The 25,789-nt window shown below is 37.2% G+C and carries 28 protein-coding genes; 18 read left to right on the top strand and 10 right to left on the bottom strand.

The genetic code is table 11. The features are described from left to right. Nucleotides 1-28: 28 nt before the first annotated feature. From L3V46_RS13085 to L3V46_RS13030, 12 genes are all read left to right on the top strand, one after another. Complete coding sequence (locus L3V46_RS13085) at nt 29-427, top strand: hypothetical protein (RefSeq protein ID WP_157762381.1); 399 nt, start codon at nt 29-31, stop codon at nt 425-427. Nucleotides 428-447: 20 nt separating this feature from the next. Further along, nucleotides 448-822, top strand: coding sequence for a hypothetical protein (locus L3V46_RS13080; RefSeq protein ID WP_004820590.1), 375 nt, complete (start codon nt 448-450; stop codon nt 820-822). Nucleotides 823-976: 154 nt separating this feature from the next. Beyond that, on the top strand, nt 977-1,441 hold the full coding sequence (locus L3V46_RS13075; RefSeq protein WP_004820591.1) for a hypothetical protein: 465 nt from the start codon (nt 977-979) through the stop codon (nt 1,439-1,441). A gap of 112 nt (nt 1,442-1,553) precedes the next feature. Continuing rightward, a complete protein-coding gene (locus L3V46_RS13070; RefSeq protein ID WP_239045922.1) occupies nt 1,554-2,705 on the top strand; it encodes a hypothetical protein in 1,152 nt (383 codons plus the stop codon). Between the two features lie 144 nt (nt 2,706-2,849). Beyond that, complete coding sequence (locus tag L3V46_RS13065) at nt 2,850-3,992, top strand: tetratricopeptide repeat protein (RefSeq protein ID WP_239045921.1); 1,143 nt, start codon at nt 2,850-2,852, stop codon at nt 3,990-3,992. Nucleotides 3,993-4,342: 350 nt separating this feature from the next. Then, complete coding sequence (locus L3V46_RS13060) at nt 4,343-4,810, top strand: hypothetical protein (RefSeq protein ID WP_239045920.1); 468 nt, start codon at nt 4,343-4,345, stop codon at nt 4,808-4,810. Between the two features lie 77 nt (nt 4,811-4,887). Beyond that, a complete protein-coding gene (locus L3V46_RS13055) occupies nt 4,888-5,322 on the top strand; it encodes a hypothetical protein (RefSeq protein ID WP_239045919.1) in 435 nt (144 codons plus the stop codon). After that, nucleotides 5,319-5,816 (top strand): hypothetical protein, encoded by a 498-nt coding sequence (locus L3V46_RS13050; protein WP_239045918.1) that lies wholly within the window; start codon nt 5,319-5,321, stop codon nt 5,814-5,816. The genes L3V46_RS13055 and L3V46_RS13050 overlap by 4 nt, the downstream gene beginning before the upstream one ends. 110 nt (nt 5,817-5,926) lie before the next feature. Beyond that, nucleotides 5,927-6,403 carry a hypothetical protein gene (locus tag L3V46_RS13045; RefSeq protein WP_239045917.1) on the top strand — a complete coding sequence of 159 codons (477 nt, stop codon included), beginning with the start codon at nt 5,927-5,929 and terminating at the stop codon, nt 6,401-6,403. Then, on the top strand, nt 6,403-7,125 hold the full coding sequence (locus L3V46_RS13040; protein WP_239045916.1) for a tetratricopeptide repeat protein: 723 nt from the start codon (nt 6,403-6,405) through the stop codon (nt 7,123-7,125). The genes L3V46_RS13045 and L3V46_RS13040 overlap by 1 nt, the downstream gene beginning before the upstream one ends. 18 nt (nt 7,126-7,143) lie before the next feature. Then, nucleotides 7,144-7,602: a hypothetical protein gene (locus tag L3V46_RS13035; protein ID WP_239045915.1), complete on the top strand. Its 459-nt coding sequence runs from the start codon at nt 7,144-7,146 to the stop codon at nt 7,600-7,602. Between the two features lie 324 nt (nt 7,603-7,926). Continuing rightward, entirely contained in the window at nt 7,927-9,111 is a 1,185-nt protein-coding gene (locus L3V46_RS13030; RefSeq protein ID WP_239045914.1) for a hypothetical protein, read from the top strand. 112 nt (nt 9,112-9,223) lie between these two features. On the opposite strand, the gene L3V46_RS13025 is transcribed toward L3V46_RS13030, so the two are convergent. Together L3V46_RS13025 and L3V46_RS13020 are read right to left on the bottom strand one after the other, a co-directional pair. After that, the gene (locus tag L3V46_RS13025) at nt 9,224-10,057 is read right to left on the bottom strand and encodes a DMT family transporter (protein ID WP_239045913.1); all 834 of its coding nucleotides are present in this window, start codon (nt 10,055-10,057) and stop codon (nt 9,224-9,226) included. 75 nt (nt 10,058-10,132) lie between these two features. After that, complete coding sequence (locus tag L3V46_RS13020) at nt 10,133-11,113, bottom strand: LysR substrate-binding domain-containing protein (protein WP_151802786.1); 981 nt, start codon at nt 11,111-11,113, stop codon at nt 10,133-10,135. 100 nt (nt 11,114-11,213) lie between these two features. Between L3V46_RS13020 and L3V46_RS13015 the strand changes: the two genes are divergently transcribed. The 6 genes from L3V46_RS13015 to cntB all read left to right on the top strand — a co-directional run bounded on the left by L3V46_RS13015 (nt 11,214) and on the right by cntB (nt 18,803). Then, the gene (locus tag L3V46_RS13015; protein WP_004721382.1) at nt 11,214-12,326 is read left to right on the top strand and encodes a tartrate dehydrogenase; all 1,113 of its coding nucleotides are present in this window, start codon (nt 11,214-11,216) and stop codon (nt 12,324-12,326) included. A 42-nt stretch (nt 12,327-12,368) separates the two neighbouring features. Then, the gene (locus L3V46_RS13010; RefSeq protein WP_016539053.1) at nt 12,369-14,024 is read left to right on the top strand and encodes a BCCT family transporter; all 1,656 of its coding nucleotides are present in this window, start codon (nt 12,369-12,371) and stop codon (nt 14,022-14,024) included. Continuing rightward, nucleotides 14,021-14,974 (top strand): alpha/beta hydrolase, encoded by a 954-nt coding sequence (locus L3V46_RS13005; RefSeq protein ID WP_239045912.1) that lies wholly within the window; start codon nt 14,021-14,023, stop codon nt 14,972-14,974. Before L3V46_RS13010 ends, L3V46_RS13005 begins: the two co-directional genes overlap by 4 nt. 66 nt (nt 14,975-15,040) lie before the next feature. Further along, nucleotides 15,041-16,156, top strand: coding sequence for a carnitine monooxygenase subunit alpha (cntA, locus tag L3V46_RS13000; protein WP_004721375.1), 1,116 nt, complete (start codon nt 15,041-15,043; stop codon nt 16,154-16,156). 127 nt (nt 16,157-16,283) lie between these two features. Next, on the top strand, nt 16,284-17,735 hold the full coding sequence (locus L3V46_RS12995; protein WP_004721374.1) for an NAD-dependent succinate-semialdehyde dehydrogenase: 1,452 nt from the start codon (nt 16,284-16,286) through the stop codon (nt 17,733-17,735). Between the two features lie 111 nt (nt 17,736-17,846). Beyond that, nucleotides 17,847-18,803: a carnitine monooxygenase, reductase subunit CntB gene (gene cntB, locus L3V46_RS12990; RefSeq protein ID WP_239045911.1), complete on the top strand. Its 957-nt coding sequence runs from the start codon at nt 17,847-17,849 to the stop codon at nt 18,801-18,803. Nucleotides 18,804-18,994: 191 nt separating this feature from the next. Here the strand turns inward: cntB and L3V46_RS12985 are convergent, their stop codons facing one another. From L3V46_RS12985 to L3V46_RS12950, 8 genes are all read right to left on the bottom strand, one after another. Then, on the bottom strand, nt 18,995-19,876 hold the full coding sequence (locus L3V46_RS12985; protein WP_239045910.1) for a transporter: 882 nt from the start codon (nt 19,874-19,876) through the stop codon (nt 18,995-18,997). Nucleotides 19,877-19,950: 74 nt separating this feature from the next. Next, nucleotides 19,951-20,871 carry a catechol 1,2-dioxygenase gene (gene catA / locus L3V46_RS12980; protein WP_239045909.1) on the bottom strand — a complete coding sequence of 307 codons (921 nt, stop codon included), beginning with the start codon at nt 20,869-20,871 and terminating at the stop codon, nt 19,951-19,953. Nucleotides 20,872-20,995: 124 nt separating this feature from the next. After that, nucleotides 20,996-22,057, bottom strand: a complete 1,062-nt coding sequence (locus L3V46_RS12975; protein WP_224965292.1) for a phenol 2-monooxygenase domain-containing protein — start codon at nt 22,055-22,057, stop codon at nt 20,996-20,998. 11 nt (nt 22,058-22,068) lie between these two features. After that, complete coding sequence (locus tag L3V46_RS12970) at nt 22,069-22,431, bottom strand: phenol hydroxylase subunit P4 (RefSeq protein ID WP_004721365.1); 363 nt, start codon at nt 22,429-22,431, stop codon at nt 22,069-22,071. Nucleotides 22,432-22,525: 94 nt separating this feature from the next. Then, complete coding sequence (locus tag L3V46_RS12965) at nt 22,526-24,052, bottom strand: aromatic/alkene/methane monooxygenase hydroxylase/oxygenase subunit alpha (RefSeq protein WP_239045908.1); 1,527 nt, start codon at nt 24,050-24,052, stop codon at nt 22,526-22,528. Between the two features lie 67 nt (nt 24,053-24,119). After that, nucleotides 24,120-24,389 carry an MmoB/DmpM family protein gene (locus L3V46_RS12960; RefSeq protein ID WP_004721361.1) on the bottom strand — a complete coding sequence of 90 codons (270 nt, stop codon included), beginning with the start codon at nt 24,387-24,389 and terminating at the stop codon, nt 24,120-24,122. A gap of 12 nt (nt 24,390-24,401) precedes the next feature. After that, nucleotides 24,402-25,403 (bottom strand): aromatic/alkene monooxygenase hydroxylase subunit beta, encoded by a 1,002-nt coding sequence (locus tag L3V46_RS12955; RefSeq protein ID WP_239045907.1) that lies wholly within the window; start codon nt 25,401-25,403, stop codon nt 24,402-24,404. A gap of 18 nt (nt 25,404-25,421) precedes the next feature. Next, nucleotides 25,422-25,712 carry a phenol hydroxylase subunit gene (locus tag L3V46_RS12950; protein ID WP_056512494.1) on the bottom strand — a complete coding sequence of 97 codons (291 nt, stop codon included), beginning with the start codon at nt 25,710-25,712 and terminating at the stop codon, nt 25,422-25,424. Nucleotides 25,713-25,789: the final 77 nt, after the last annotated feature.

The following is a 25,789-nucleotide window of genomic DNA, read 5'->3' as shown; positions in this document are numbered from 1 at the left end:
TTGCAGTTTAAGTTTTTTAATATGTTCTATGATCACTTTAATAGGATGCAGTAGTAATAAAATTTATAATGAACCTTCAGATAAATACCCTTTTGATGAAAAAATGAAAACTGTTTTAGGTGAAAATTTGGACGTTATTGATTCATTACGAAGAGCAGAAGTACAAGTTTCATATTTTGATCTAAAGAGTTCTAATAATAGTCAGAAAATATTAGAAATAACAAATTTATTAGAAAAAGATGGATGGATGCTTAAAGGAAAAGGAGTAGGCGTTAATACATATTGTTTAGGTTTGAATAATCGTATCAATGTAGTAATTGTTGGGAATGGGGAACTTTATGATTTTAAAGGTGGAAAATTACCAAAAAATAATGTCGATGGTGTTTTGTATTCTTACAATAAATGGGGTGATGATCTTTGTAAATAATTACTGATTATGGTTATGATGTGTTTGGTCGCCGATTATTTAAGAATAATGCGAATGAAAATAGTCTGACATTATTTGGTTGGGATGGTGATTTAATGATATGGGAGTCATATCAAGCAAACCAAACTCAATCAAAACAGCAAGACTATACCAAACACTATGTTTATGAACCGAATAGCTTTGTACCGTTATTACAGACAGATTATGCAGGCTTTATTAAACTGATAGAAACACCTGACTATCGCCAATTCCAAAACGTACCTTATTCGATTTATAAAGATCCTGTATGGAAAACTGAAACCAGAAAGAACAAAGCTGAATTAGAACGTGTTGCCTTTTACCACTATGACCAAGTGGGCACACCACAAACTTTAAGTAATGAGTTAGGGGACTAGTAGGAACTCCACTTTTAGGAGTTGGATATAATAGAGTTAAACCTGTTGTACCGAAAGATAGTATGGTATATGGGGCTACAGCACATGAAGTTGTTGGTAGTAGTGGCATTAATGGAAATTTTGCAGGAATAGGGCTCGTATCAGGAGAAGAGTAATGGTAAAAATACTTCCTTTTTTTTTAATTATCTTATTAGTAGCTTGTGTGAAAGATAATAATATTGGTAGAGGACAAAGTAATGATCCTATAAATGAAGAGCTAAAACATGAAGCTAAAGAAATTTTTAAAAATAAGTTAGAAAATGAGGGAAGTTACAAATCATATTCTTCTAGTGATGTATTTTATGAAATCAGTTCTAATAATTTATCCATGCAACAATTCAATATTATCAAAAATAATTTGATTGAAGACAGGGGATGGGTTTTTTTAAAAAAGAAAGATCAAGCAAATATTTTTTGTCAAGGAACAAGACAATTAGAAGTTATTCCTCCACAGGAATTAGTAGGCAATAAAATTTTAGGTGGTGGAGATATAGGTAAGCAAATAGAAAATAAATGGAACATTATATTAAGTCATACAATTAATGGAACATTAAATAGATGTTATTTGCAAAGCAAATAAATTTATTATTCTTATTGGAAATAATTCATTAAAAATAATTGGGTAGGTCGAAATTTAATCTTGTTTAATTTACGGTAATCTAATTATTTGGAGTCTTTAGATAGGGCATTTGATGTATAATAGATTGATATTTAATTTTTCATTTGTGTTTTTGCTTGGCGGATGTACAAACTCAAAGATAAATACTATTGAGGATAAAAATCCAAATATAATTTCAATCCCATGTGAAATTGCAAATGAGTATGGCACGATCAAATGTGGACAGATCCCAATAAGTCTAAAAAATGAAGTCAATCAAAAATTGATACCAAATTGTCAAATAGACTTTGAAAATTTTAATGATAGTAGTAAAAAGTGCTTAGAACAGAATGATAAAAGACCTGCTGATGCCTATATCTTAGGAAATTTAAAATTTTATGGAGAGTTTTATGATAAAAATGAGGCAGAAGGATTAAAATATATCGAATATGCTGCAGAGCATCAGAATCCTCAAGCAAAATTCTGGTTAGCAAAAAAATATGAAGCAGATGGTAATATTAATTCCACAACTATATTAATAAAAGAAGCAGCTAATCTAGGAAATCCTCTGGCAATACATAGTTTAGGTGCAAGATATAGCAGAGGGATTGGTGTAAATAAAAATTTAGATCAAGCATCATTATTATTAAATCAATCGAAAGAATATATTCCTGCTTCTTTTTCAGAGATAGCTTTGATCGAATTCCAAAAAGGTAATGTTGAGGGGTTTGTTAAATATAATAATATTGCAATTGATAAAAAGTATTGGTTTTCTTATGCTGATTTAGCTGTTTTGTACTTGGGAGAAATGCCTAATCTTGAAGGTTATCGTGATTTGGATAAGGTTATTGATTTGTCAAATAAATTAATAGAACATAATGTTGCTGTAGGGTATGCATTGAAGGCTAGAGTATTACAATATAAATCAGATGGAGTTGCTAATCCTGAGATTTGTGATTTATATAAATTATCTTTTGATAAAGGTTATTTATCTGCTGGTTTAAGCGTTGGTTCTGAATATTTGTTAGGTAATAATTGTTCTAAAAATTATAAATTAGCATTAACTACTTTTAATTCACTATATAGCGAGTCCGATAAAGACATAAAAGTTGTAGCAGCCTCAAATTTAGGTTATATGTATCTAAATGGATTGGGAGTTAACCGTGATTTAAATAAATCAAAAGAATATCTAGAATATGCTAAAAACTATGGATTTCAGCCTGCTGTGGATATGTTGAAAAAATAAAATAATTTTATTATTTTTCTATTGTTTGAGATTTTTGATTTTGAACAATAGAAATTATATTTATTTAATAGGAAATTTAAAATTAGAATTTGACTAATACGATTTTGATTTCTGTAGATGAAAAATGTTTTATATAGAGGGTTTATGAAAGCTTTATTGTTAATCCAATTGTTTTTAATATTGGGAGGTTTAAATGGATGTATAAATTCTAATACTGAATCCAATCGTTTTGATGTTATAAAAGTTCCTTGTGAAATAACCAATGCAAATGGAGTAATAGGATGTGGTAAAGTACCTATTAGCATTAATGATGAGGTAAACAAAAAGCTTTATCCAAATTGCGGTATAGATTTTAATAATTTTACTGAAAATGAAAAGAAATGTTTAGAAGAAAACTATAATAGACCAGCTGATGCATATATTTTAGGGAATTTGAAATATTATGGTAAATATTTTGCTAAGAATGAAAGTGAAGGATTTAAACTTATAAAATTTTCTGCAGATAATAATAATCCTGAGGCGAATGCTTGGTTAGGAGATTATTTTTCAAAAAATGGTGATATTCAAGAGTCAATTAAATACATAAAAATAGCGGCAGATTTGGGTAGCCCTTTGGGAATGCATAATTTAGGTGCAAGGTATATTAGAGGGAGTGGTGTTGAAAAAAATACAGAAAAAGCATTATTTTTATTAAATCAATCAAAAGAATTTATTCCAGCCTCTTATTCAGAAATAGCATTACTAGATTTACAAAAAGGAGATGTTGATGGTTTTATTGAAAATAATAATATAGCAGTTGAAAAAAAATATTGGTTTGCACTTGTTGATTTAGCCTCTTTATATTTAGGTGAAATGCCAAACTTGGAAGATTATCGTGATCTAAAAAAAGCTGATTTATTGGCAAACAAACTAATTGAACATGATGTGATCGTTGGCGATTTTGTCAAAGCAAAAGTTTTTCATTATCAAAATTTAAGAATTCCTGAAATTTGTAAATTATATAAAAATTCTTTTGAAAATGGGTATATGCCTGCTGGTATAAATTTAGGTGCAGAATACTTAACAGGAGGAAATTGTGATAAAAACTATAGACAAGCTTTGGATATTTTTTTAATATTATTTAACTCTACAGATAAAGATATTAAAGTTGTTTCGGCATCAAACATAGGATATATGTATTTAAATGGTTTAGGTGTGCCAAAAAATAAAATTAAAGCTAAAGAGTTTTTGGAAATAGCTGCAAATGGAGGTTATGAGTTTGCTAAGGATATGTTAAAAGAACTATAGATCTTTTGAGATTGCTAGCTCATAAAAACCATTCTATATGTTTAGCATAATTATTGAAGTTGTGTTAGGTACATTTATATCTAATCTGAGAGCAGAGAATCATCCCTATTTTTTTAGCGGTCAATTATAATTATTTTAATGATGGTTATCTAATACGTTTTAATGAGCTAATATTTATTTTTAATAATACAAGCAATAGGAGTAAGAGTTTCATTAATTTTTCTTTTAATTTATTATTTGTTTCCTGATAAGAAAGATGAATTTTTTTTAAAATTGTTATTCTAATTAATTAGTCTATAAGCTATGATACAGGTTGTAAGTTGGAGGTTTTAAATAAAACTAGAGGTGTAATGAAAAAACTGGTTGTAATAATAATGTTGTGTACTTTATTTATTTCAGGTTGCATAATTAAAAAAAGTAATGTGCCAACTGATATCGTTTATAAAGAGGATTTTAATAAAGTTATAAATACTTATTTTGTTCAATATGAGCCAAAATCATTTAACCTTATTGATAAAGATGTCACGCAATATATGGCTATTGATATAAGTAAGAAAAAAATGGATTTTTATGAATTTCAACAAGTTCAAAAAAAATTAAATAGGAATGGATGGAAATTGGTTGATCATAATGATGGGTTGTTTAAATATTGTTTAAATGAATATCAGATTTTATCAATTCTATTTCCAAGTAAAAATAATCATTATGATTCCAAAGGTAATATATTTAAATATGATGATAAAAATAATTGGGCTCTAGAGTTATATTTTAATGCCTATGGTGTTGATTATTGTATGGGATATTATAATAAGCCATAAAATATTAGCAATATGTAGTGCTGCGTTTTTACATAAATTATTAAGGATGATGTGCTATCAAGAGGTTTATTTATCTAATGACTTTGATCTTGTTTTTGCAAGCTTGTAATGGCATACATAAAGATAGTTCTGAAAACAATGAAATTGAAGTTGAGAAAGAAGTTTTTTACTTGTTTGAAGGTCATAATTATGATTTAAAGGTAGGTATGCAACGAGGTTTTGCGAACTACTATAATGTTTTTATTCCTAAGTCTGATTTATCCTTGTCTGATTTTGAAATGATAAAAAGTAAAATAGAGAAAAAATGGAAGTTGGTTTATACATCTGAGGATCAGTATGTTTTTTGTTATAATAAGTATAATCAAATGACAATTATTTATCCAAGAAGAATGGAATACTATGATAAATTTGGTCAGAAGTTATACATAAAGTCTAGTTCTCTTGATAAGTGGGGGATAAGTATAAAGTATATAAAAGAAGGAACTTCATATTGTAAGGATGCTAAATTTTGAATGGTTTTTTATTGAGAAAACTAAAATCAACTTTGGATAAAATTTATGGATTTAAAATGTATAAAATATTCTTTTCTATACTAGGATTATTCTTTTTATTGGTGTCTTGTGTAAATAATAATCCAAATGAAAAAAGAGTTGATATTCAAGATTTTTTAAAAAATGTCTTTAAAGGATATCAATATAAATATGAGGCAGGAATAGTGAAGCCTAGTGCTGAAATTTCTAATATTGTAATATCTAAATCTGCTATGAGTCAGTCTACTTTTTTGGGTATTGAGGAAAAAATATTAAAAGAAGGATGGGTCAAGAAGTATGAGTATCAGGGATTTAATGTATATTGTTATGATATTTATAATAAGTTAGGAATTCTATATCCAGAAAGAAGTGAATATTTGGATAAGGATGGAGGTAGTATTAATATTAGTAATTTTGATAATAATTGGCTGATTTATTATGCATATAGTAGCTCTGGTGTAGATGGTTGTGAGTAATTTATACGGAGTTTTTATTTAAAATTATTTGGAGTGAATGAAAATTAAGATAGTATTTTCTTGTTTGAAGTGCTGATTAATTAATAGGGTTGAAAGTCGAAGGTTTTATAGTGTTGAAATATATATGTATTTTATTTGTTTTAATGGTGGGGTGTAGCTCAAATACAAATATGTATGAAAATAAAGATAGTTTAAATTTCTCTTTGGTAAGTGAAAAAATATTTTATGATGTTAAATATGATTTTGTTGAAGTTATAGTCAAGGATAAGGTCGAAAATTATAATGTTTTTGTTAGTAAAAAAGACATGAGTATTGACTTTTATAATAGCGCTGTAACAAAAAGAATTAAAGATATGGATTGGAAAAAAGTTAAATCAACCTATGAGAATCAAGATATATACTGTTATGATGAAAAAAATGAAATGGCAATCTTATATCCTACAAAACAAAATTATTCTTCGAAAGATGGCAAGAATGGGTTTAGTATAACAAAAAAGTACCTAGACTATTGGGTTGTATATTATAGATTTAAAGATGATGGTACGAATAATTGTAAATATTTAACACCGACATTAGGACAACGATAATGCTAAAGAAAACGCTCTTTATATTGTTAAGTAGTACAATTTTTACAGTACATGCAACTCCTGATTTTTTAAGCTATAAAAATTGCAGTCCACTAAATTTAAGTGATGCAAATTTTAGTCTTTCATCGAAAGAAGCCTTTCCTGAATATTCATACATTACTAAAAAATATAACTTTTTGACGTTACCGATTTCAGATCATGATCAACGTTACTGTTTAATTATCAATAATAAAAATAAAGTGATTGTTGATGCTATTCCGACAATGTTAAGTGGTATGTGTGCTGGAAAGTGGGATAAGCAAAAAGATCTACCTATTTGGGAGGCTGATGTAGGTGGGGGAAGAGGCGCAGTTGTTTATATGAATTATTCAACAAGCCAAAATTTAAAGAAATTGGAAAAGTCTGAGAAATTACAAATAGATGAAATAATCAAAAGCATAAATTGCCAATTGCCTGTATATAGCAAAAATGATGTTCTAGAGCTTAATGATTCTGCATTTTATTTATATAAATTAGGCTATTATAATGAATCTTTAAACATTTTAAACCATGTTGTAAAACTAGATCCAAGTAGAGCAGTAGTTTACTTAAATATAGCCGATATTTATGTCGCACAAAAAAATGAACCGCTCGCTAGGAAAAACTACGCTCTATATTATGCAGAGATGAAAAAATTAGGTCTTTTAAGCAAAGTGCCAAATAGAATTAAAAAATACTTATAATTAGGTTTTAGGATCGTTATGAAAAAAAATATTAAGTCTATCGTAACCTCATTTCTAGTGTTTTGGCTGGCCGCATGTTCAAATACAGATAAAGCAGAAATTATTCCTGATCGATTTAAGAATTTTATGAATATATATTTTCATGGTTATATTTATGAATATGAGGATATTAATGCTCGTGGTAATCATAATTATGGTGAGCAATATGCACTGTTTGAAATTAAAAAAATTGACTTAGATCAGGGTGAAATGAAAATGATATTTAATCAATTGGCTCAAAATGGCTGGCGTGTAATTGAATCTAATGATAAAAATTTTATAAGTTTTTGTTATGGCAATAATTTTAGTTTGGATATTTTATTTCCATTAAAAAAATATGAGGTAACACCTTCTGGAGTTCCAATTAAATTTAATGAGATGGATAATTGGAACATTTTTCTTTATAAAAGCACAACAACAATTGCAGCATGTAGTTAGATTTAAAGAATGAAATTAAACAGAACATCTACCATTGATTGCGTGCTTTATCATTATTATAAGTGAAAATTTATTTTAAGTTATTGATATTTATTTTTATATGAAACCCAGCCATTCTCTATAATAAATTTAAAAATTGATTTTAATTCCTCAATAAGCAAGCTTTTTCAATAAAACCTAAAAATCACAGTTTTTTACCTCCTTATCGTGATTGAATCAATCCGCATTAAACACAGTCTGTAAATTCCGACTTTATAGTTTGCCCATTGTTTGTTGTACATAAATTCTTCATTTTTATATGAGGTTAAACAAGGATGTACAACAATGAAGAAGTTATTTCTATTTATAGGTTCAATGGGGCTTTTGGTCAGCATGCCTAGTTTTGCAGCAGATTTAAGTATAGGTGACCCTAAAACAGAATCAGGTGAACTTAAACTTTCCGGCGCAATCCGTACCCGATATATGTACAAAGATTATATCGTTGAGGCAAATGAAGGTTCTAAAAATAAGGACTGGCAGCTTGCAGATATTAAAACAGTATTGAGTTATGAAAATCCAAATTGGATTGCCTCATTAGATCTACGCTGTTACCAATACAGCCGTTTATGTGATGGATTATTTTTAAAAGATGCTTGGGCTGGATATAAAATTTCAGACCAACAACGCTTTACCGTGGGCTTTCAGTCAGTTGATTTTGGATTTGGTCGACTGTGGGGCAACAGCTATTATGAAACCTTGCTAAATACCGTTGGCTTAGAAGATATTCAAAATCTAGGTGCGAAGTATCAGTTTAAAAATGATCAATACAATTTTATTTTAGGTTTTTATCCAACAGATGGTGGTAATTATACAGGAACGTCTAAAGACGCCAGCCGCTATAGTGGTAACTTTGTTCAAGCCGATGATTTAAGCCAAGGTACAGATATCGATGAAAAAAATATGTGGGTGACGCGCTTATCTAGAAAATTTGAGCTAGACCCAGCGCAAAAGTTTTCAACTGAGATAGGTGGTTCATTCTGGTACTCAGATCTGGAAAATAATCGCACGCAGCAAGATGGTCATCGAAGTACATGGAGTGTATTTAGCACAACCAATTATCAAGCATGGCAATGGCTCTTCCTTGCAGGTGAACAGAACATTAAAAATGCCGATAATCTTCTGCCAAATAGCTCAACCATCGGAGCATTTGATTATCCCTACCAAGTGGCCAATAAAGGCAAATTTATAGCCAATGAAATTAATTACACCTTGGCTCAACCCTTTTATCAGTTGGAAAATATTAAACCTTATCTGTCCTATAGCCGTTTCTTTAAAGATCAGAAGGGCTATCAAGATTCAGATCGTTTAATTGCTGGGGTGTATTTTAATTATAAAGCAGTAGGGATTCAGGGCGAATATATTTGGAGTCGTAATGATCCAATGACAGGCGGCAGTGCCAACGGTCTTGCACAAGGCGACAGTAATCAGTGGAATAAATTATTTTACTTATCACTTGGTTATTACTTCTAAAATTAACATTGAAGATCAACCAGCCTATTTTAAATAGACTGGTTTTTTCGATTCTGCCTACGCCAGCCATTCTTAGGAATAGTTGGTACTTAGGAATAAACGGCTGTTAGGGTTAGGCAGCTCTTAGGACCAATGCCCCGATTAAAATAATACATGACGAGACAATACGTATAACATTAACTTGTTCTTTAAGAATAAAAATCGAAATTAGCGTAGCAAATAAAATCGAGGTTTCACGCAGTGCGGCAACAATAGCAACTGGTGCAAGTGTCATCGCCCACAATGCGAGTCCATAAGAGAAAAATGAGCCAATCCCACCAATTAAACCGAAATGCCAATTATGACGAAAATAATCACCCATCTGTTGATATTGCATTTTCAAGGCAAACATAAAAAAGATCAGACCCGAGAGCACAAAGCTCCATAAGATATAAGAAATGGGTGATCCGGAGAGACGAATACCATGACCATCCACCAAGGTATAGCCAGCAATTAAAACTGCATTGAGCAAGGCTAAGCCAATTCCTTTTCGTCCTGTTTGAGAGGTTGCGAAGATCATAGATAAAATGCCGATGGAAATGGTAATGATCCCAAGCCAAGCATTGAGTTCTAATGTTTCATGCAGCAAGAATGTCCCTAAAACTGCCACAATAAGCGGTGCAGTACCACGCATAAGAGGATAGCTTAGTCCCATGTCCGCGACGCGATAAATTTTGGCAACCATGCCAAAATAGAGAATCTGTATTCCCGTTGAGGCTAAAATATAAGGCCAACTAGCGCGATGTGGTATCGGGAAAAAGGGCAGTAGTAGCGCTGCTAAAACTGCTGCTGATGCAGTCACCAGTACAGTGGTTAAAAATTTATTTGAGCCTGCTTTGACAATAGCATTCCATGTGGCGTGAAATGCCGCTGCGATTAAAATAAGGCCAAATATTGCCGTGCTCATATGCTGCCTGCATGTTCATGATTGAATTAATGTGCATGATGTTGTTAAAAAAAGAAAGCAGGCAGCTCATCTCGATTATAAAAATACCTTTTCAGTGTGTTGTGTTACCGATTCTACCGGTTGAATCAGTTGTCCACGTGATAGGTTCTGAACATGCTGCAATCGATTCTGTAATTCATTTTGGATAAACAGGATACAGGTCTGTAATTTAGACGAGCTTTTTAAACGTGACGGGTAGACTGCCCATACATCGGCATCTTGCCAGTATTCAGGCAAAATATGCTGTAACTGACCGCTAATCAACTCATCTGCAACATCCCAAATTGAACGTAAGATAATGCCATGACCTTCGACTGCCAATTGGTGAATAATTTCACCATTATTGGAAATAAAACGTGGGGTGACATGTACCGACATATCTTCTGAAGCGTGGCGTAATTTCCATAATACCGAGGATTGATCACGTTCACTGATGGTTAAGCAATCATGACTACGCAAATCGTCTAAACTTTCAGGCATTCCATTTTTTAGTAAATAGCTTGGTGCAGCACAAAAAATTCGGAAATTAGAAACCATTTTTTTGGCAATCATATTGGGTGCAATTTCATTACCAATCCGAATATCCAGATCAATACTGTGTTGAATTAAATCTTTCGTATTATCAATTGTATCAAACTGAATTTCTAATTTTGGATACATGGTCAGCAGTTTAGACAGGATCGGTGCAACATGTTTCCGTCCAAAACCAAAGCTACTGACAATATCCAGATGGCCTGTGGGGGTACTTAAAGGGTTATTGACCAACTCACTGATTTCATCAAATTCATCCAAAATATGAGCAACTCGCTCCAAAATCAGTTTGCCATCTTCAGTCAAACTGACATGACGGGTACTGCGATGAAACAATTTACAGTTTAAATTGTTTTCTAAAATGTTGATGCGTTTACTAATAAACGCAGGCGAAACACCCAGTTCCTCAGCAGAATCAACAAAACTTTTACGTTTTGCGACTGTGCAAAAAACCTTTAAATCCGATAGGTTAGGTAGATTATTCACGATCCGTGTCCATTGGGGTGATAGTTTTATTATTGATCATTTTTGCTGAAAATAGCATGTTTACAGCTAAGGATATTAACCAAAGGTGTAAGGGAGCGTTATGGCAAAAAAGTATAAAGTTGCGACGATTGCAGGCGATGGAATCGGGTTAGAAGTTCTACCAGAAGGGATCAAGGTTGTAAAGGCAGCTGCAGACAAATATGGCATAGCGCTACAGTTCGATGCGTTTGAGTGGGCAAGTTGTGATTACTATCTTGAACACGGAAAAATGATGCCCGACAACTGGTTTGAAATTTTACAGCAATACGATGCGATTTTCTTTGGTGCAGTGGGTTGGCCTGAAAAAGTGCCAGATCATATTTCTCTTTGGGGGTCATTGCTACAGTTCCGTCGTCGTTTTGACCAATATGTGAATTTACGTCCAGTACGTTTAATGCCAGGGGTGAAATGCCCACTTGCAGGTAAAAAACCGGGGGATATTGATTTCTACGTGGTACGTGAAAATAGCGAAGGTGAATACTCTGCGATTGGTGGTAAGGCTTTTGAAGGTACTGAGCGTGAGTTTGTTTTACAAGAAGCTGTGTTTACCCGTCATGGTGTAGACCGCATTTTGAAATATGCTTTTGAGTTTGCCAATCAACGCGATGCTAAAAAAGTTACCGCAGCAACCAAATCAAATGGTATTGCAGTCAGTATGCCGTACTGGGATGAACGTGTTGATGAGATGGCAAAACAATATCCGCAAATCAAGGCAGACAAACAGCATGTCGATATTTTGGCCGCGCGTTTTGTGTTACAGCCTGAACGTTTTGATGTCGTGGTTGCTTCAAACTTATTTGGTGATATTTTGTCGGATTTGGGACCTGCATGTACAGGAACGATTGGTTTAGCTGCTTCTGCAAACTTAAATCCAGAACGTAATTTCCCATCGTTGTTTGAACCTGTACATGGTTCTGCACCCGATATTTATGGTCAAAAAATTGCCAATCCAATTGCTGCAATCTGGTCTGGCGCAATGATGTTGGATTTCTTGGCAGATGGCGACGAACAGGTGGTTCAAGCAGGCCAAGAGATTATGCAGGCGATTGAACATGTATTGCTACATGGCCCGAAAACACCAGATGTGGGTGGAACAGCCAAAACGGACGATGTTGGAGATGCGATTGCAGCATTTGTAACACATCAAAAAATGGACTTATTCGCGATGGAGTAATCGCCCTTAGGGAATAAACAATCAGGATCCAAGATGGATTGAATGGATATGGATAATCAAAATACAAAACTTTATACAGATAAGACACTTGCAATAACCAGTCTTGCCGTTGTGTTTATTTCGGTGGCTGGTTTGGCAATTTACTCGACTGAATCTATACAGCTTGCTGCTCAATGGATGAAGTGGACAACATCTGTTTTTACTACACCAGTGCTTTTATTTGCATTTTTATCAATTATTTTTACCTTTGCTTTGGCGTTCAGTAAATATGGAAAAATCAAATTAGGTGAAGGCAAACCGCAATACAGTACCATGTCATGGATTTTCATGTTCATTTTATCGGGTATTGGTTCTTCGACCTTATATTGGGGCTTCTTAGACTGGGCTTATTATTATCAAACACCGGGTCTAAATTTAACTCCTGAATCTGCGGAAGCATTGAAATATAGCGTTGCTTACTCATTCTTTCATTCGGGATTGAGTGCTTGGTCGATCTATGCGCTGGCTTCAATTTCACTGTGTTATAGCTACCATGTCAGAAAGAATAAAGGCTTAAGTTTGGCGTCAATGATTGAAGCGGTCACTGGCTTTAAAGCAACTGGACCTGTTGGGCGCCTTGTCGATCTGATGTTCTTGTTGTGTATGTTCGGTGCTTTAACGATTTCTTTGGTGCTGACTGCGGTGACTTTTACCAATATTTTGTCGCAGCTGACAGGTATCCCCAATACCTTTATGACCAAAGTGGTGATTATTTTTGCAGTATCGATTTTATTCGCCCTGAGTTCTTATGTGGGGATGGATAAGGGCATGCAACGTCTCAGCCATATGGTGTGTTTAGGTGTGGTGTTGTTTGCGATTTATGTGCTGTGCTTTGGGCCGACCCAATTCATTATGAATAACTCGCTGATGAGCTTTGGCTTAATGGCAACCAATTTTGTCGATATGAGTTTATTTACCGACCCAATGGGCGATGGAAAGTTCACCCGTGAATGGACCGTATTTTATTGGTTATGGTGGATTTCTTATGCACCGGGTGTGGCGTTATTTGTAACGCGTGTTTCAAAGGGACGTACCATCAAAGAAGTGATTCTTGCCATGGTCATCGGCGGTAGCGTTGGTTTATGGTTCATCTTTGGGGTGTTTGAAAACTACAGTGTCTATAACTTTATTCACGGTATGGTCAATGTGCCACAAGTTTTAAGCCAACAAGGTGGTGAAGTTGCGATTAGCCAACTGCTTGGTTTATTGCCTGCTGGCAAGCTGATGATGTGGATTTTCCTTGGGATTATGGTGATTTTTCTTGCAGCACATATGGATGCTGTGGGCTATGCAGTGTCGGCAACTTGTACCCGTGGTTTACGTGAGGGGCAAGACCCATCACCAAATGCCCGTTTGTTCTGGTGTGTGATGCTAACCCTTGTCCCGATTGCGATGATTTTCTCTAAAGCACCTTTGGACACCATGAAGACCGCGACCATTGTGACTGCATTGCCATTCATTGTGATTATTTTGATACAGACCTATGGCTTGGTGAAATGGTTGATAGAGGATTATTCAAAGGTTCCATCCCATCTGATAGAGCAAATGAGTTTTAGTGAGTTGGAATCTTTAGATCAAACAGACGCAAATAAACATATGCACATTGATGTTGCAATTGAACCCACTGCGGATAAAACCAGTCAAAAGGAATTGTCATGACACAACAATCGAGCATGCACTATAGATTGAGTGAAGAAATGCAAAGTCTGGTGTATTGGAGCAGCATTTATTCACCTGCGGATGATGATATCGATTCTATTCGGGCTGCGTATGATGCGATGTGCTTACATTACACCTTACCACGTGATGGTACGGTCAATATTGAAGATAAAACTGTGCCGCAGCTCAATCATCCAGTCAATGTTCGGTTGTATTCACCATTGGGTGAAGCACCAGCGACAGGTTGGCCATGTATTTTATATCTTCATGGTGGTGGTTGGATGGTGGGGAATCTTGATTCGCATGAATTTATCACCCGCTATTTATGTCGTGATTTAAATGTTGCTGTGCTGAGTGTGGATTATCGCTTAACACCAGAACACCATTTTCCAGCTGCATATGAAGACTGTGAAACGGTATATCACTGGCTCTATCAACATGGCCTGCAATGGAAGATTAATCCAAATCAAATTGTTTTGATGGGGGACAGTGCGGGCGGTAATTTAGCGGCTGCACTTGCAGTGCAATTACAACATACAGGGGCTCAAGCCTGTGGTCTGGCAATGATTTATCCATGTTTGAGTAGTGGTTTTGATACGGCATCTTGTCAGCAGCAAGCAGATGCACCGTTACTGTCGCTAGCGGATATGCATGATTACTTGCAAGCCTATGCGCCAAATGCAAGTGACTGGCAGGACTTACGTTTATCACCACTGTTGGCACAGGATTTTTCTGATATGCCCCGTAGTTTTATTGCCGTTGCTGAGTATGACCCACTCAGTGATGATGGGCGTATTTTTGCTGACAAGTTAAAACAGGCCAATATTGCAACCGAATTTTATCTCGGTAAAGGATTACTACATGGCAGTTTACGTTTAGTACGTGACTGTCCTGTGGTGCAAGATTTATATCAGCGCATGCTGAGTTCGTTAAAGCCAATGTTCAATTGATTTGAACATCAGCCAATTTTAAACAAACGGTCGTTAGGACAAAAAAGAGTTTAATGGAGTAAAAACATGAATGCAGTTGAAAAATTACCAGAAGATTTCTGTTCAAACCCAGACGTTGCTTGGACATTTCCCAAAGTGTTCTATACATCGTCTCAAGTTTTCGAGCGTGAAAAAGAAGAAATTTTTGCAAAAAGCTGGATTTGCGTTGCACACGGCAGTGAAGTGGCACAAGCCAATGACTATATTACCCGTAAGGTCATTGGTGAAAATATTATTGTGATTCGCGGTAAAGACAGCGTCTTACGGGCTTTTTATAATGTCTGTCCGCATCGTGGGCATGAGTTGTTAAGTGGTAGTGGTAAAGCGAAAAATGTGATTACCTGTCCTTATCATGCATGGACATTTAAGCTAGACGGAAGTTTGGCGCTGGCACGTAACTGTGATCATGTTGAATCCTTTGATAAACAAAACTCAAGTATGGTGCCTGTAAAAGTTGAAGAGTATGCCGGTTTTATCTTTATCAATATGGATGAAAATGCCACTTGTGTTGAAGATCAATTGCCTGAGTTTGCACAAAAGCTCAATGAAACTTGTGCGGTCATCAAAGATTTAAAACTTGCAGCACGCTTTGTGACGGAAACACCAGCGAACTGGAAAGTGATTGTAGATAACTATATGGAATGTTATCACTGTGGTCCTGCGCATCCGGGCTTTGCTGATTCTGTTCAGGTGGATAAATATTGGCATACCACACATCAAAACTGGACCTTGCAATATGGTTATGCACGTTCTTCAGAAAAATCCTTCAAGCTGGATCCATCGGTACAAGATCCAACCTTTAGTGGTTTTTGGACATGGCCTTGCACCATGTTTAATGTGCCACCAGGCGGTAATTTTATGACCGTAATTTATGAGTTTCCTGTAGATGCTGAAACGACATTACAACATTATGATATTTACTTTACCAATGAAGAACTGACTCAAGACCAAAAAGATTTGATTGAATGGTATCGTAATGTCTTCCGCCCAGAAGATTTAAATCTGGTTGAAAGTGTGCAACGTGGCTTAAAGTCACGTGGTTATCGCGGTCAAGGGCGAATCATGACGGATAAGCAACGTTCGGGGATTAGTGAACACGGCATTGCTTATTTCCAAAACCTCGTTGCGCAATATCACAAATAATCATTTAAGGGAGCCTCTCAAAACATCACTGGGGTAAACAGCTCGATCATGTTTTTTTAGAGAAGCGCTCAAGTTAAAGGTACGGCAAATAAAGTCGTACCTTGCTTTCAAACCATAGGATCATGACATGTCAAGTTTGCAAGGTAGTCCGCTATTTCAACAACGCGGATGGGTAAATGGTCAGTGGATCAATGCACAATCCAATGCCACTGTACCCGTCACCAACCCAGCAACAGGTGAAGAGATTGGGCTTATTCCCAATATGGGGGCAGCAGAAGCAAGCCTCGCTGTTGATGCTGCATATCAAGCCTTAGCAACGTGGAAAGCCTTAACTGCACAAAAACGCGCAGATTTATTATTGGCTTGGTATCAGTTGGTATTGGCACATGCTGACGAACTGGCTCGTATCATGACCATTGAACAAGGCAAGCCTTTGGCTGAAGCCTTAGGTGAAGTGAAATATGCTGCTTCATTTATTCAATGGTTCGCAGAAGAAGGCAAGCGAGTTTATGGTGATGTGATTCCTACCACCAACAATCAACAGCGTTTTATCATTACCAAGGAACCTGTAGGTGTGGTTGCAGCGATCACGCCTTGGAATTTCCCAATTGCCATGATTACCCGTAAGGCTGCGCCAGCTTTAGCTGCGGGTTGTACGATTGTGATTAAACCTGCCAATGAAACGCCTTATTGCGCCTTGGCCATTGCCAAACTTGCAGAAATGGCAGGGATTCCTGCTGGGGTGATCAATGTTGTAACAGGTCAATCACAAGAAATTGGTGCGGTATTTACCAGTCATGAAAAAGTCAAAAAACTGACTTTTACTGGCTCAACACCTGTTGGTCGTTTATTGATGCAGCAATGTTCAGACACGATTAAAAAACTTGCGCTCGAACTCGGTGGAAATGCGCCATTGATTATTTTTGATGATGCAGATTTAGATAAAGCAGTACAAGGTGCAATTTTTGCCAAATTCCGTAATGCAGGGCAAACCTGTGTTTGTGCCAACCGTATTTATGTACATGACAAGGTTTATCAGGCATTTACTGAGAAGTTTGTGCAAGAAGTTGAAAAGTTTAAGATTGGCAATGGCCTTGAAGAAAATGTACAGATAGGGCCTTTAATCAATGAAAAAGCCGTCCTTAAGGCTCAACAGCTAATCGATGATGCACGTAAAAAAGGTGCACAAGTGGCTTGTGGTGGTAAACAGCATGCACTTGGACAGACTTTCTTTGAACCGACCGTGCTTACTGATGTGGATCAAAGCATGGAAATTGTCAAAGAAGAAATCTTTGGGCCAGTGGCACCGCTGATTCGATTTAGTGATGAAGCAGATGTGGTTGCTCAGGCCAATGACACCATCTTTGGTTTGGCAGCCTATGTGTATAGCGAAAGCATTTCACGGATCTGGCGTGTCGCAGAACAACTTGAATATGGCATGGTGGGGATGAACTCAACTGCAATTTCAAATGAAGTGGTCCCGTTTGGTGGCGTGAAGCAATCTGGGGTAGGCCGTGAAGGTTCTAAGTATGGCTTAGAAGAATTCATGACCATTAAATATATGTGTTTAGGGCTATAGGATAAAGGCGTGTTGGACATTCATTGATGATCATCCAACACGCTGCCCTCCAATGAGAAAGCGCTTGAATAAGTACTTAAAAAAGCAACATGTGGTAAAGAGGATTTAGACATGGCAAGTCATTATGAAATGTTTGCATCAGTGGTCACAGGGGTAGAGCAACTTACACCATTGATCAAACGGTTTACATTTAAACGTCAGGATGGACAAAATTTTCCTCAGTTTAATGGGGGCAGTCATATCATTGTTAAAATGAATGATCAGCTTTCCAATGCCTATTCACTGATGAGCTGTGCTCAGGATCTTAGCACTTACCAAGTATGCGTACGCAAAGATGTAGAAGGTAAAGGTGGCTCGGTCTATATGCATGAGCAATGCAATGAAGGCTGTGAAATTCTGATTTCAGAACCTAAAAATTTATTTCCACTGGCTGAAAATGGCGCAAAACATATTTTAATTGCAGGTGGGATTGGGATTACGCCTTTTGTGCCGCAAATGGATGAGTTGGCTGCACGTGGGGCAGATTACGAATTGCATTATGCCTATCGTTCGCCAGAGCATGCTGCACTGTTGCAAGAGCTTAAACAAAAACATGTTGAACATATTTTTAGTTATGTCGATTCAGATGGGAAATGCCTTGATCTCGATCAATTAATTTCCGCACAGCCAAAGGGCACACACGTTTATGTCTGTGGGCCAAAGCCAATGATTGATGCGGTGATTGATCGTTGTAATTTTCATCGTTATCGAGATGAATATATTCATTGGGAACAATTTGCTTCAACCGTACCTGAAGATGGTGAAGCATTTACTGTGGTTTTGGCGAAATCCAATCAGCAAGTCGAAGTTCAAGGCAACCAGACTATTTTACAGGCAATTGAAGCATTGAATATTGATGTTGAGTGTTTGTGTCGTGAAGGGGTGTGTGGTACTTGTGAAACTGCAATTCTAGACGGTGAGGCAGAGCACTTTGATCAGTATTTGAGTGATGATGAAAAGGCATCACAGCAATCGATGATGATCTGTGTATCTCGTGCCAAAGGCAAAAAATTGGTATTAGATTTATAAATAATCATTGGCGTAAACCGAAGTGATTTATGTTGATATATTGCAGCTTTACTTTAACCCGAATTGACAGTTTCTAAATTAACGCCGAATGAGTCTCATTCGGCGTTAATGACTGGTTAAGAGTATGATTTAACAACTACATTTGAGCATCAGCACAAAAACCAAATACTGTTGAATGCAAAGCATAGCCACTAAAAAGCCCAAACAAATTTTAATACACTGGTATGGCCTTCAGGGCGATTTTCAACATGAGTTTCTTTTAAATACTTTGCTTCAATTGACCAGTTTTTATCTTGATATTGTATGGCAGGACCAATTGCCAAAACTTGTCCACGCATCGCAATATTTTCACCCTGTTGCTTATCTGACTTGGTTTGCTTAAAAGCGTAGCCTTCAACAGCCACTTTAACCTGATCAGTAAGTTTATATCCAAGACTATAATCACCAGCAAAATATTCGCCAGATTTGTATTGGGTATCATCATTTTCAGTGTTAAAGCTATAAGAAATTTTAGTTGAAATATCTAAACCATTTTTTGACGCATAGCTGTAAGCAAAAATCGGTCGAACAGTATTGTAGTTTTTGCCAATATTGGCGACCAAAGGCTGTTGTGCTGTGGCCTTATCATATTGACCTGTGGCGAGTACTGTTTCTATCGCAGCAATCCAGTGATGATCTCCTTGATGCCAACCTAACATTGACCCCAACATTAAATCACCTAAGCCACTGTTATGATCTGACATCCCCGCTGCAGATAATCTGAGATCAACCATAGGCTGTATGGCATAGAAACCCAGTTGACCGCCGAGATAGTTTTGTTCTGTCATCCAGACCAAACGGGGGATAAAGGCATTTACATCTAAATGAAAATTCGCTGGGCCGTTGTCAAAACTTCCAGCATGGTAATTTTGATAATAGCTTAATAGATACACGCCAGCGGGTGGTAGTGCGCCCGCCATCATACCTTCTGCACCGAGGGCAAATGAGTCAGCCCCATTTTCTGTGGCACAGGCAATGCTACTGGTTAAACCGAGCATCAATGGAACTGAAAGTTTGAACATCAATTGTTTCATAGAAATTCCTTTTCAATGATATTTTTATTGTAGCTAGCTTTAGCTAAACGGGTTAAGCATCACTACATTTTTGATTAAGCGGCTACCCGACGACGATCAACCTTTGTAGAGGGGAGTTGATCAGCGTCCTTGACCAATTGGAAATTAAACTTGATGTGTTTAAAGGCTTTATCTAAATTGTATTGTTTAATTTTCGCGAGATCCGTTACATCCAGTGCAGTAGCAATCAGTCCATCACGAGTAGCAAAGGCAAAGTCATCCCAAAGGTATTTGTCACCTTCAATATTAAATTGGGTGGTCAGTTTGCGATAACCCGGCGCAGAGACAAAATAGTGAACATGCGAAGGGCGGTTACCATGTCGCCCCAACAAATTGAGTAAAGCTTGTGTTGTACCTTCAGGTGGGCAGCCATAACCGACAGGCATGGTGGTTTGAGCGATATATTGACCTTGTGTATCGGTGAAAATACTGCGGCGTAAATTAAATGCAGACTGAGATTTATCAAAGAATGAATAGTTGCCTAAACTGTTGGCGTGCCAGATTTCTACTTTTGCATTGGGAATAATCTGTCCAGCAGTGTCTGTGACAATGCCTTCAATGATTAAGGCATCGACATGCCCAGATTCAGAGCCATCATCCATACGAGCAAAGCCAACGGACTCAGGCGCACCTGCAACATAAAGCGGTCCTTCAATTGTTCGTGGTGTTCCACCTGTAATACCGGCTTTAGCATCTGCTTCATCTGCACGTAAATCTAAGTAATGTTCTAGCCCTAGACCTGCTGCCAAAAGTCCCAGTTCATTGGCTTGACCTGCATCTGTCAAATATTCTAAGCCTTTCCAAAGCTCGGTTTGAGACATATCTAAGTCTTCAATGGCTTGGAATAAATCACCAAGTAAACGAACAACGATTTGCTGAACACGCAGATTGACTTCACCTGTTGCTGTCGCGACATTCATTTGCTGAACGAGGCTATCGATTTGTTGTCTATTCATCATCATCTTCCTTTGATTGATATGAGTATTTGGCATGAGTATCTTGAGAGCGATCTGGAATCAGTGCAGATCACTCAAGCTGGTGTTGCTATATTGGATAATTTAAGGGTTCAACCACTCAACTTTAGATGTGTCTAAAAAGTGCCGAACGTGATTGCCCATTTGCACCATCTGCAGCACTTAAAAAGCGTTCGGTATGGATGTCTTTTTCAAATAAACGGCTTTGCATCAAGGTGGAGATGGCGGCATCAATCATCGGTGGCGGGCCACATAAATATGCCTTGTGCCCACTGCATTTATTTTCAAAATAATTGGCAACCGCTTCATGTACATAACCTGTAAACCCTGTCCATTGGTCTTCTGGTTTAGGCGCATTTAAAGCTGGGATGTATCTGAAATTTGGATATTCTTTGACAAGCTGTTCGAATTTTTCACGGTTATATAATTCAGCAACATCCCGTGCACCTTGGAACAAATAAATGATACGGGTGTCACCTTGTTCTAAAAGATCCAGAATCATCGATTGAGGGCTTGAAAGCCCTGAACCACCTGCAATGAAAATGACATTTTGCTGATCAGACTTACGCACAAAAAATTGTCCATAAGGTCCTGAAAGCACCATTTCTTCACCAACACTCAGTTCATCATGCACATAGCGTGTTGCTGCACCACCTTGCACTTTACGAATATGTAATTCGATCAGATTTGCTTCGCTCGGTGTATTGGCGATTGAAAATGCCCGAGTTCCTTCAATATTAGGGAGTTGGATATTGATGTATTGGCCTGCTTGAAACTGCATTGGTCGATCAAGTTGAAGTCGGACACCTTTAATCGTTGGCGATAAATCCGTTATTTCAATGACTTTGGCTTGGTAGTCTTGGACTAAATAGCCTAAGAAATCCTCGTCTTCATCCACGTCCGCTTCGATGACCATGTCAGATTCGGGCTTGCAACAACAAGCCAACACTTTATTTTCTTCACGTTCAATGTCCATAAGTGCAAAAGGCGAGGCTTCACCTACATCATAAAAACCGTCTGTGACTTGAACTTTACATGTACCACAAGTGCCATGTCCGCAAGCAAAGGGCAACCAAACACCTTGACGCAATGCTGCATCTAAAATGGTTTGATCCTCTTCAACTTGAATGATGGTTCCTGCTGGTTCAATCGTGACTTGATAGCTCATCTGTGTTCTCCTTAAACATGTGTACCTTGGTAACCTGCTAAATCAGGCGTTACAAAGCGCAGGAGAGATTTATGATCAAAACCCAAATCTTCTAGGGACTTAGAAAAATCAGCCTGTAAAAGATTGCGGTTTAAACGGAATTCAACTTTAGACCAATCAATATGTTTAAAATCGGGATGTTGCTCAAAACCCGCCTGAATTTGCCCATCAATCAAGGCTTGTAAGCTTTGTTTTGGTGAAACCACAAAAGCATGTGCCGAACAAAATAAGGTGTGATGATCCCAACCAATAAACAACAACATGTTTTCGCCGTAATTTTGTTGTAGATCTAGTGGTTCAAATTGATATTTTTCAACAATCGCTTGTACAGTCATGGTGTATTTCCTTAAACTTTTGAATAAATCCTTGAGCGGATGCTGTCGAGTTAGACAACATCCATTGCTTATTTTTTAATTTTTGGATGAGGGTTTAAGCTGCGTTGCCTTTCCATTTTTTCCAGCGCTGTTGGTCAGGTGAACCTTCAATATCGAGATTGTCTGCACCGACATTAAAGTTGTAGTAATCCCTTAAAATACTTTCTAAATCTGGACCACCACAGTTACCCTGCAAAATTTGATGTACAGGCAACCACGCTTGGATGTATTTCTCAGGTTCGCGTTCAAAAATGTCATGACAACCATCAGAGCAAGTGTGATAACGCTCATCTTTGTAAATTGAATCACGATAGCTAAATAGTGTTGGGTCGCCATCCATTTCTGTAAAGGTCATTGGAATTTGGCACACTTGGCACAATTGAGGTAAACCCGCGCTATAGAAGCGTTTACCTTCAGCTTCCATTTTTCGAGCAAGTTCCCAACGTGGGCGGTAGTATTTATCAAACGTGTCAGGGTATTTTTCTGAGAGCCAATCCATTTCCTCATCTGTTGGAATCCACGTATGGAAGCCTGCTGCATGACCGAAGTTATAGAAAATCCACCATGCTTGATGCGAAGCATGTTCTTTCTCTTTGCTAATCACTTCACTATATTTCGGCATACGAATCCCGTAGCGACTTAAGTCTTTAAACAACGCGCCACCTGCTTCTTCAAAATAAGTTTCCCAAGCTTCTTTCCATGACATGACTTTATTTGGCAACATGTAATCCATCATCATGCCGACGATGGACAGCAGGCGAGTTCCTCGCCAGAACCATTTATCAATCCATTCTTGTACGATTGGCACATTATCTTCGTGCTGTTCCAGTAAGAATTTTACGATTTCCAGTCCTAGCGTCATGTGGCGTGCTTCGTCTGATTGTGCACTAAAGCCAAATGTTACGGTCGCCATATCACCGTTGTAAGCTGCTCCCGACATGAAAGGAACGAACAATAAGTTAGTAAGGACATATTCAAAGGCAAAGCTGATTGCCAATAAAAACTCAAAAGGCCCCGCTGAACGTGCATCTTCAAAGAATGATTTAGGTACAGACAAGTACCAGACACGGTCATGCATATGTGCCCAGTCTTGGAAGCCATCAAAGAACTTGTTGTAATGGCTCATTGCATGAATCTGGGTTTGTACATGACGTAATTCATCAATGGATTGCATTTGCGAGGCGATACGTGCACCAATGCCACTGAACTGACGTCCAACATGGGCATAGCCTTGGTATGCTTGATACTCAAGCGGGGTTACCGCGGTTAAAAACAATTTAATCGCGTTGACATAACGTTCATTTGAAACATTCATTTGCCCATTGTTTTGTGCAAAAGCATCAAAAATGGCATATAGCTTCTTTTCTTTTTCTGCTTGGTATTTCCAATAGTTATCCATGGTTAAACGGAAAGGATCTTCCCATTTCGACCAGTCGGTAATTTTGATGCCTTCAAACTCTTCATACGGAAAGGCATCTTTACGATCTGCATAGGAAAAGTCCCAATCTAGATCACGGGTGAGTATCCGATAACGTTCTTTGGCATTGAGCTTTTTATTGTTTACTTTGGCTTGGCTATTCATTTTGATCATCCTTTAACTTACATGCAGCTGCCTGCTATTTATGCTTTAAATCTAGGGGAAGTGCGGCTTAGTTCCACTTCAAGGTAAAACTGTCATCATCTTCATCAACATTGCCACCCAAGGTAATCATGTTGAGTTGTAGTTCTTGGATATCCCAGTTTTGCCCAAGTTTTTCTGATACTGTTTCTGCACGTACCACCAGCTCGCCAGTGCTTTCGACCCGGATCATCGCGGGAAGATATTGAATTGTTGCTTCAGGATTGTCCTGTTCAATCGCTTCAATGATGTAGCGTGAGGTGTCATTGTCTTGCAATGCTAAATAAACTTTAGAGGTCATGATGGCAAATCCTTATGCTGCTAAATCGAGTAAAATGTTGCCGGCTTTTTTGCTACGTTCAGAGATCTTATTTAGACCTGAATCAATCCCAGAATCCGTCAGTGCAGTTTGTGCCCAAGCACTAAATGCTTGCTTAACTTGTGGTAGTAATTCCGTGATCCATGATTGAATCAGGGTTTTATTGTCTTCAGATTCTGAAATAGCAGTTTTTAAAACACTGTCTGACCACTTCGCTAAATCAGTTAAACAGTCCTTCATAAATTCAGTAAGAATGGCAATATCACGCCCGCCATTTTCAACCAGCCATTCATCCAGCTGTGCAAAAACCAGCTCTTGTAACATGCTGTCAATCAACAGATTTTGCAGAATGTAAAGTTTGAACCAGTCTTGTTCGGTTAGGCTTTGTTCACAAAGTTTACGTAAGGGTTGCCAAGTTTCATCATTTAGCCAAGCGTGTTTGGCTTGCTGTAATGATTCACCTGTATTGCCATCGAGGATTAAGCCAATACGTGAAATGTATTGCGCCATACCGAGACGATCCATTGCTGCAAAAATACATGCTTGGGTGATGACAGTGCCATAACCATAGGCACTGCCTGACATCATATGTAAGTTGGCCGTTTGTTCGACATAGCGAAAAGGTAATAAACACTGGATGATTTTTTGTTTCACTTCATCACTGAGATTATTGACCAACTGACGTTTTTCAAAAAAAGCATAATGACTTTCAGCGGTATCTTGCAGACGTGCACGATGTTGCACATAAGCACCGTAATAAAATTGGCGAGGGTCTTTAAATGCATACCAATCTTGCATTTGCAAAGCCGTATGGGTTTTATCATTTAAGGTTTTGTCTGGCTTCCACAAGGGGCGATAGTGAAAGTTTGTCGAAGCTTGAATATCAAAGCTGACTTCTTGGTAGCGTGTTGCGGGCTTGGCTCCAAAACGGCGTTCGATATACGCATAAGTCTGACGAATCGGTTGCAAATTGGATGTTTTAATTTCTAAAGTCATTAGCTTCTCCTTGTAGAATTAAGCCTGATCTTCTTGATCAGAATGTTGGCGAGCATGATTTAAAACAGTCGGTTCAATGCCATAACGCCATTTATCTTCCTGCGCATCGTTCCAAGCTTGTTGTTCTGCGGTCATTTCAATGACATGATTAATTTCACAAAAATGCTGGAAAGCCTGTTGGGGGAGAATCAGTTCAACAAAAAGCGTAGGATCTTGAATGGCAAAATCGAACTCGACAAATTTGGCATTCCGCTCACCAGTAATACGGATATATTTGACCAATGCGGTAGGCTGTTTAGCGTCAATCATGTGCTTATCCTTTTATCAACATCAAAACAATTTCGATGTAGAGCTTCATGCTCATGTGCTAGGTTTGCTCTAGATAT

Origin of the sequence: Acinetobacter sp. AG3 (genome assembly GCF_022343575.1) — a bacterium.
GTDB classification, from domain to species: domain Bacteria; phylum Pseudomonadota; class Gammaproteobacteria; order Pseudomonadales; family Moraxellaceae; genus Acinetobacter; species Acinetobacter guillouiae.
This window is presented reverse-complemented; position numbering and strand designations above follow the sequence as displayed.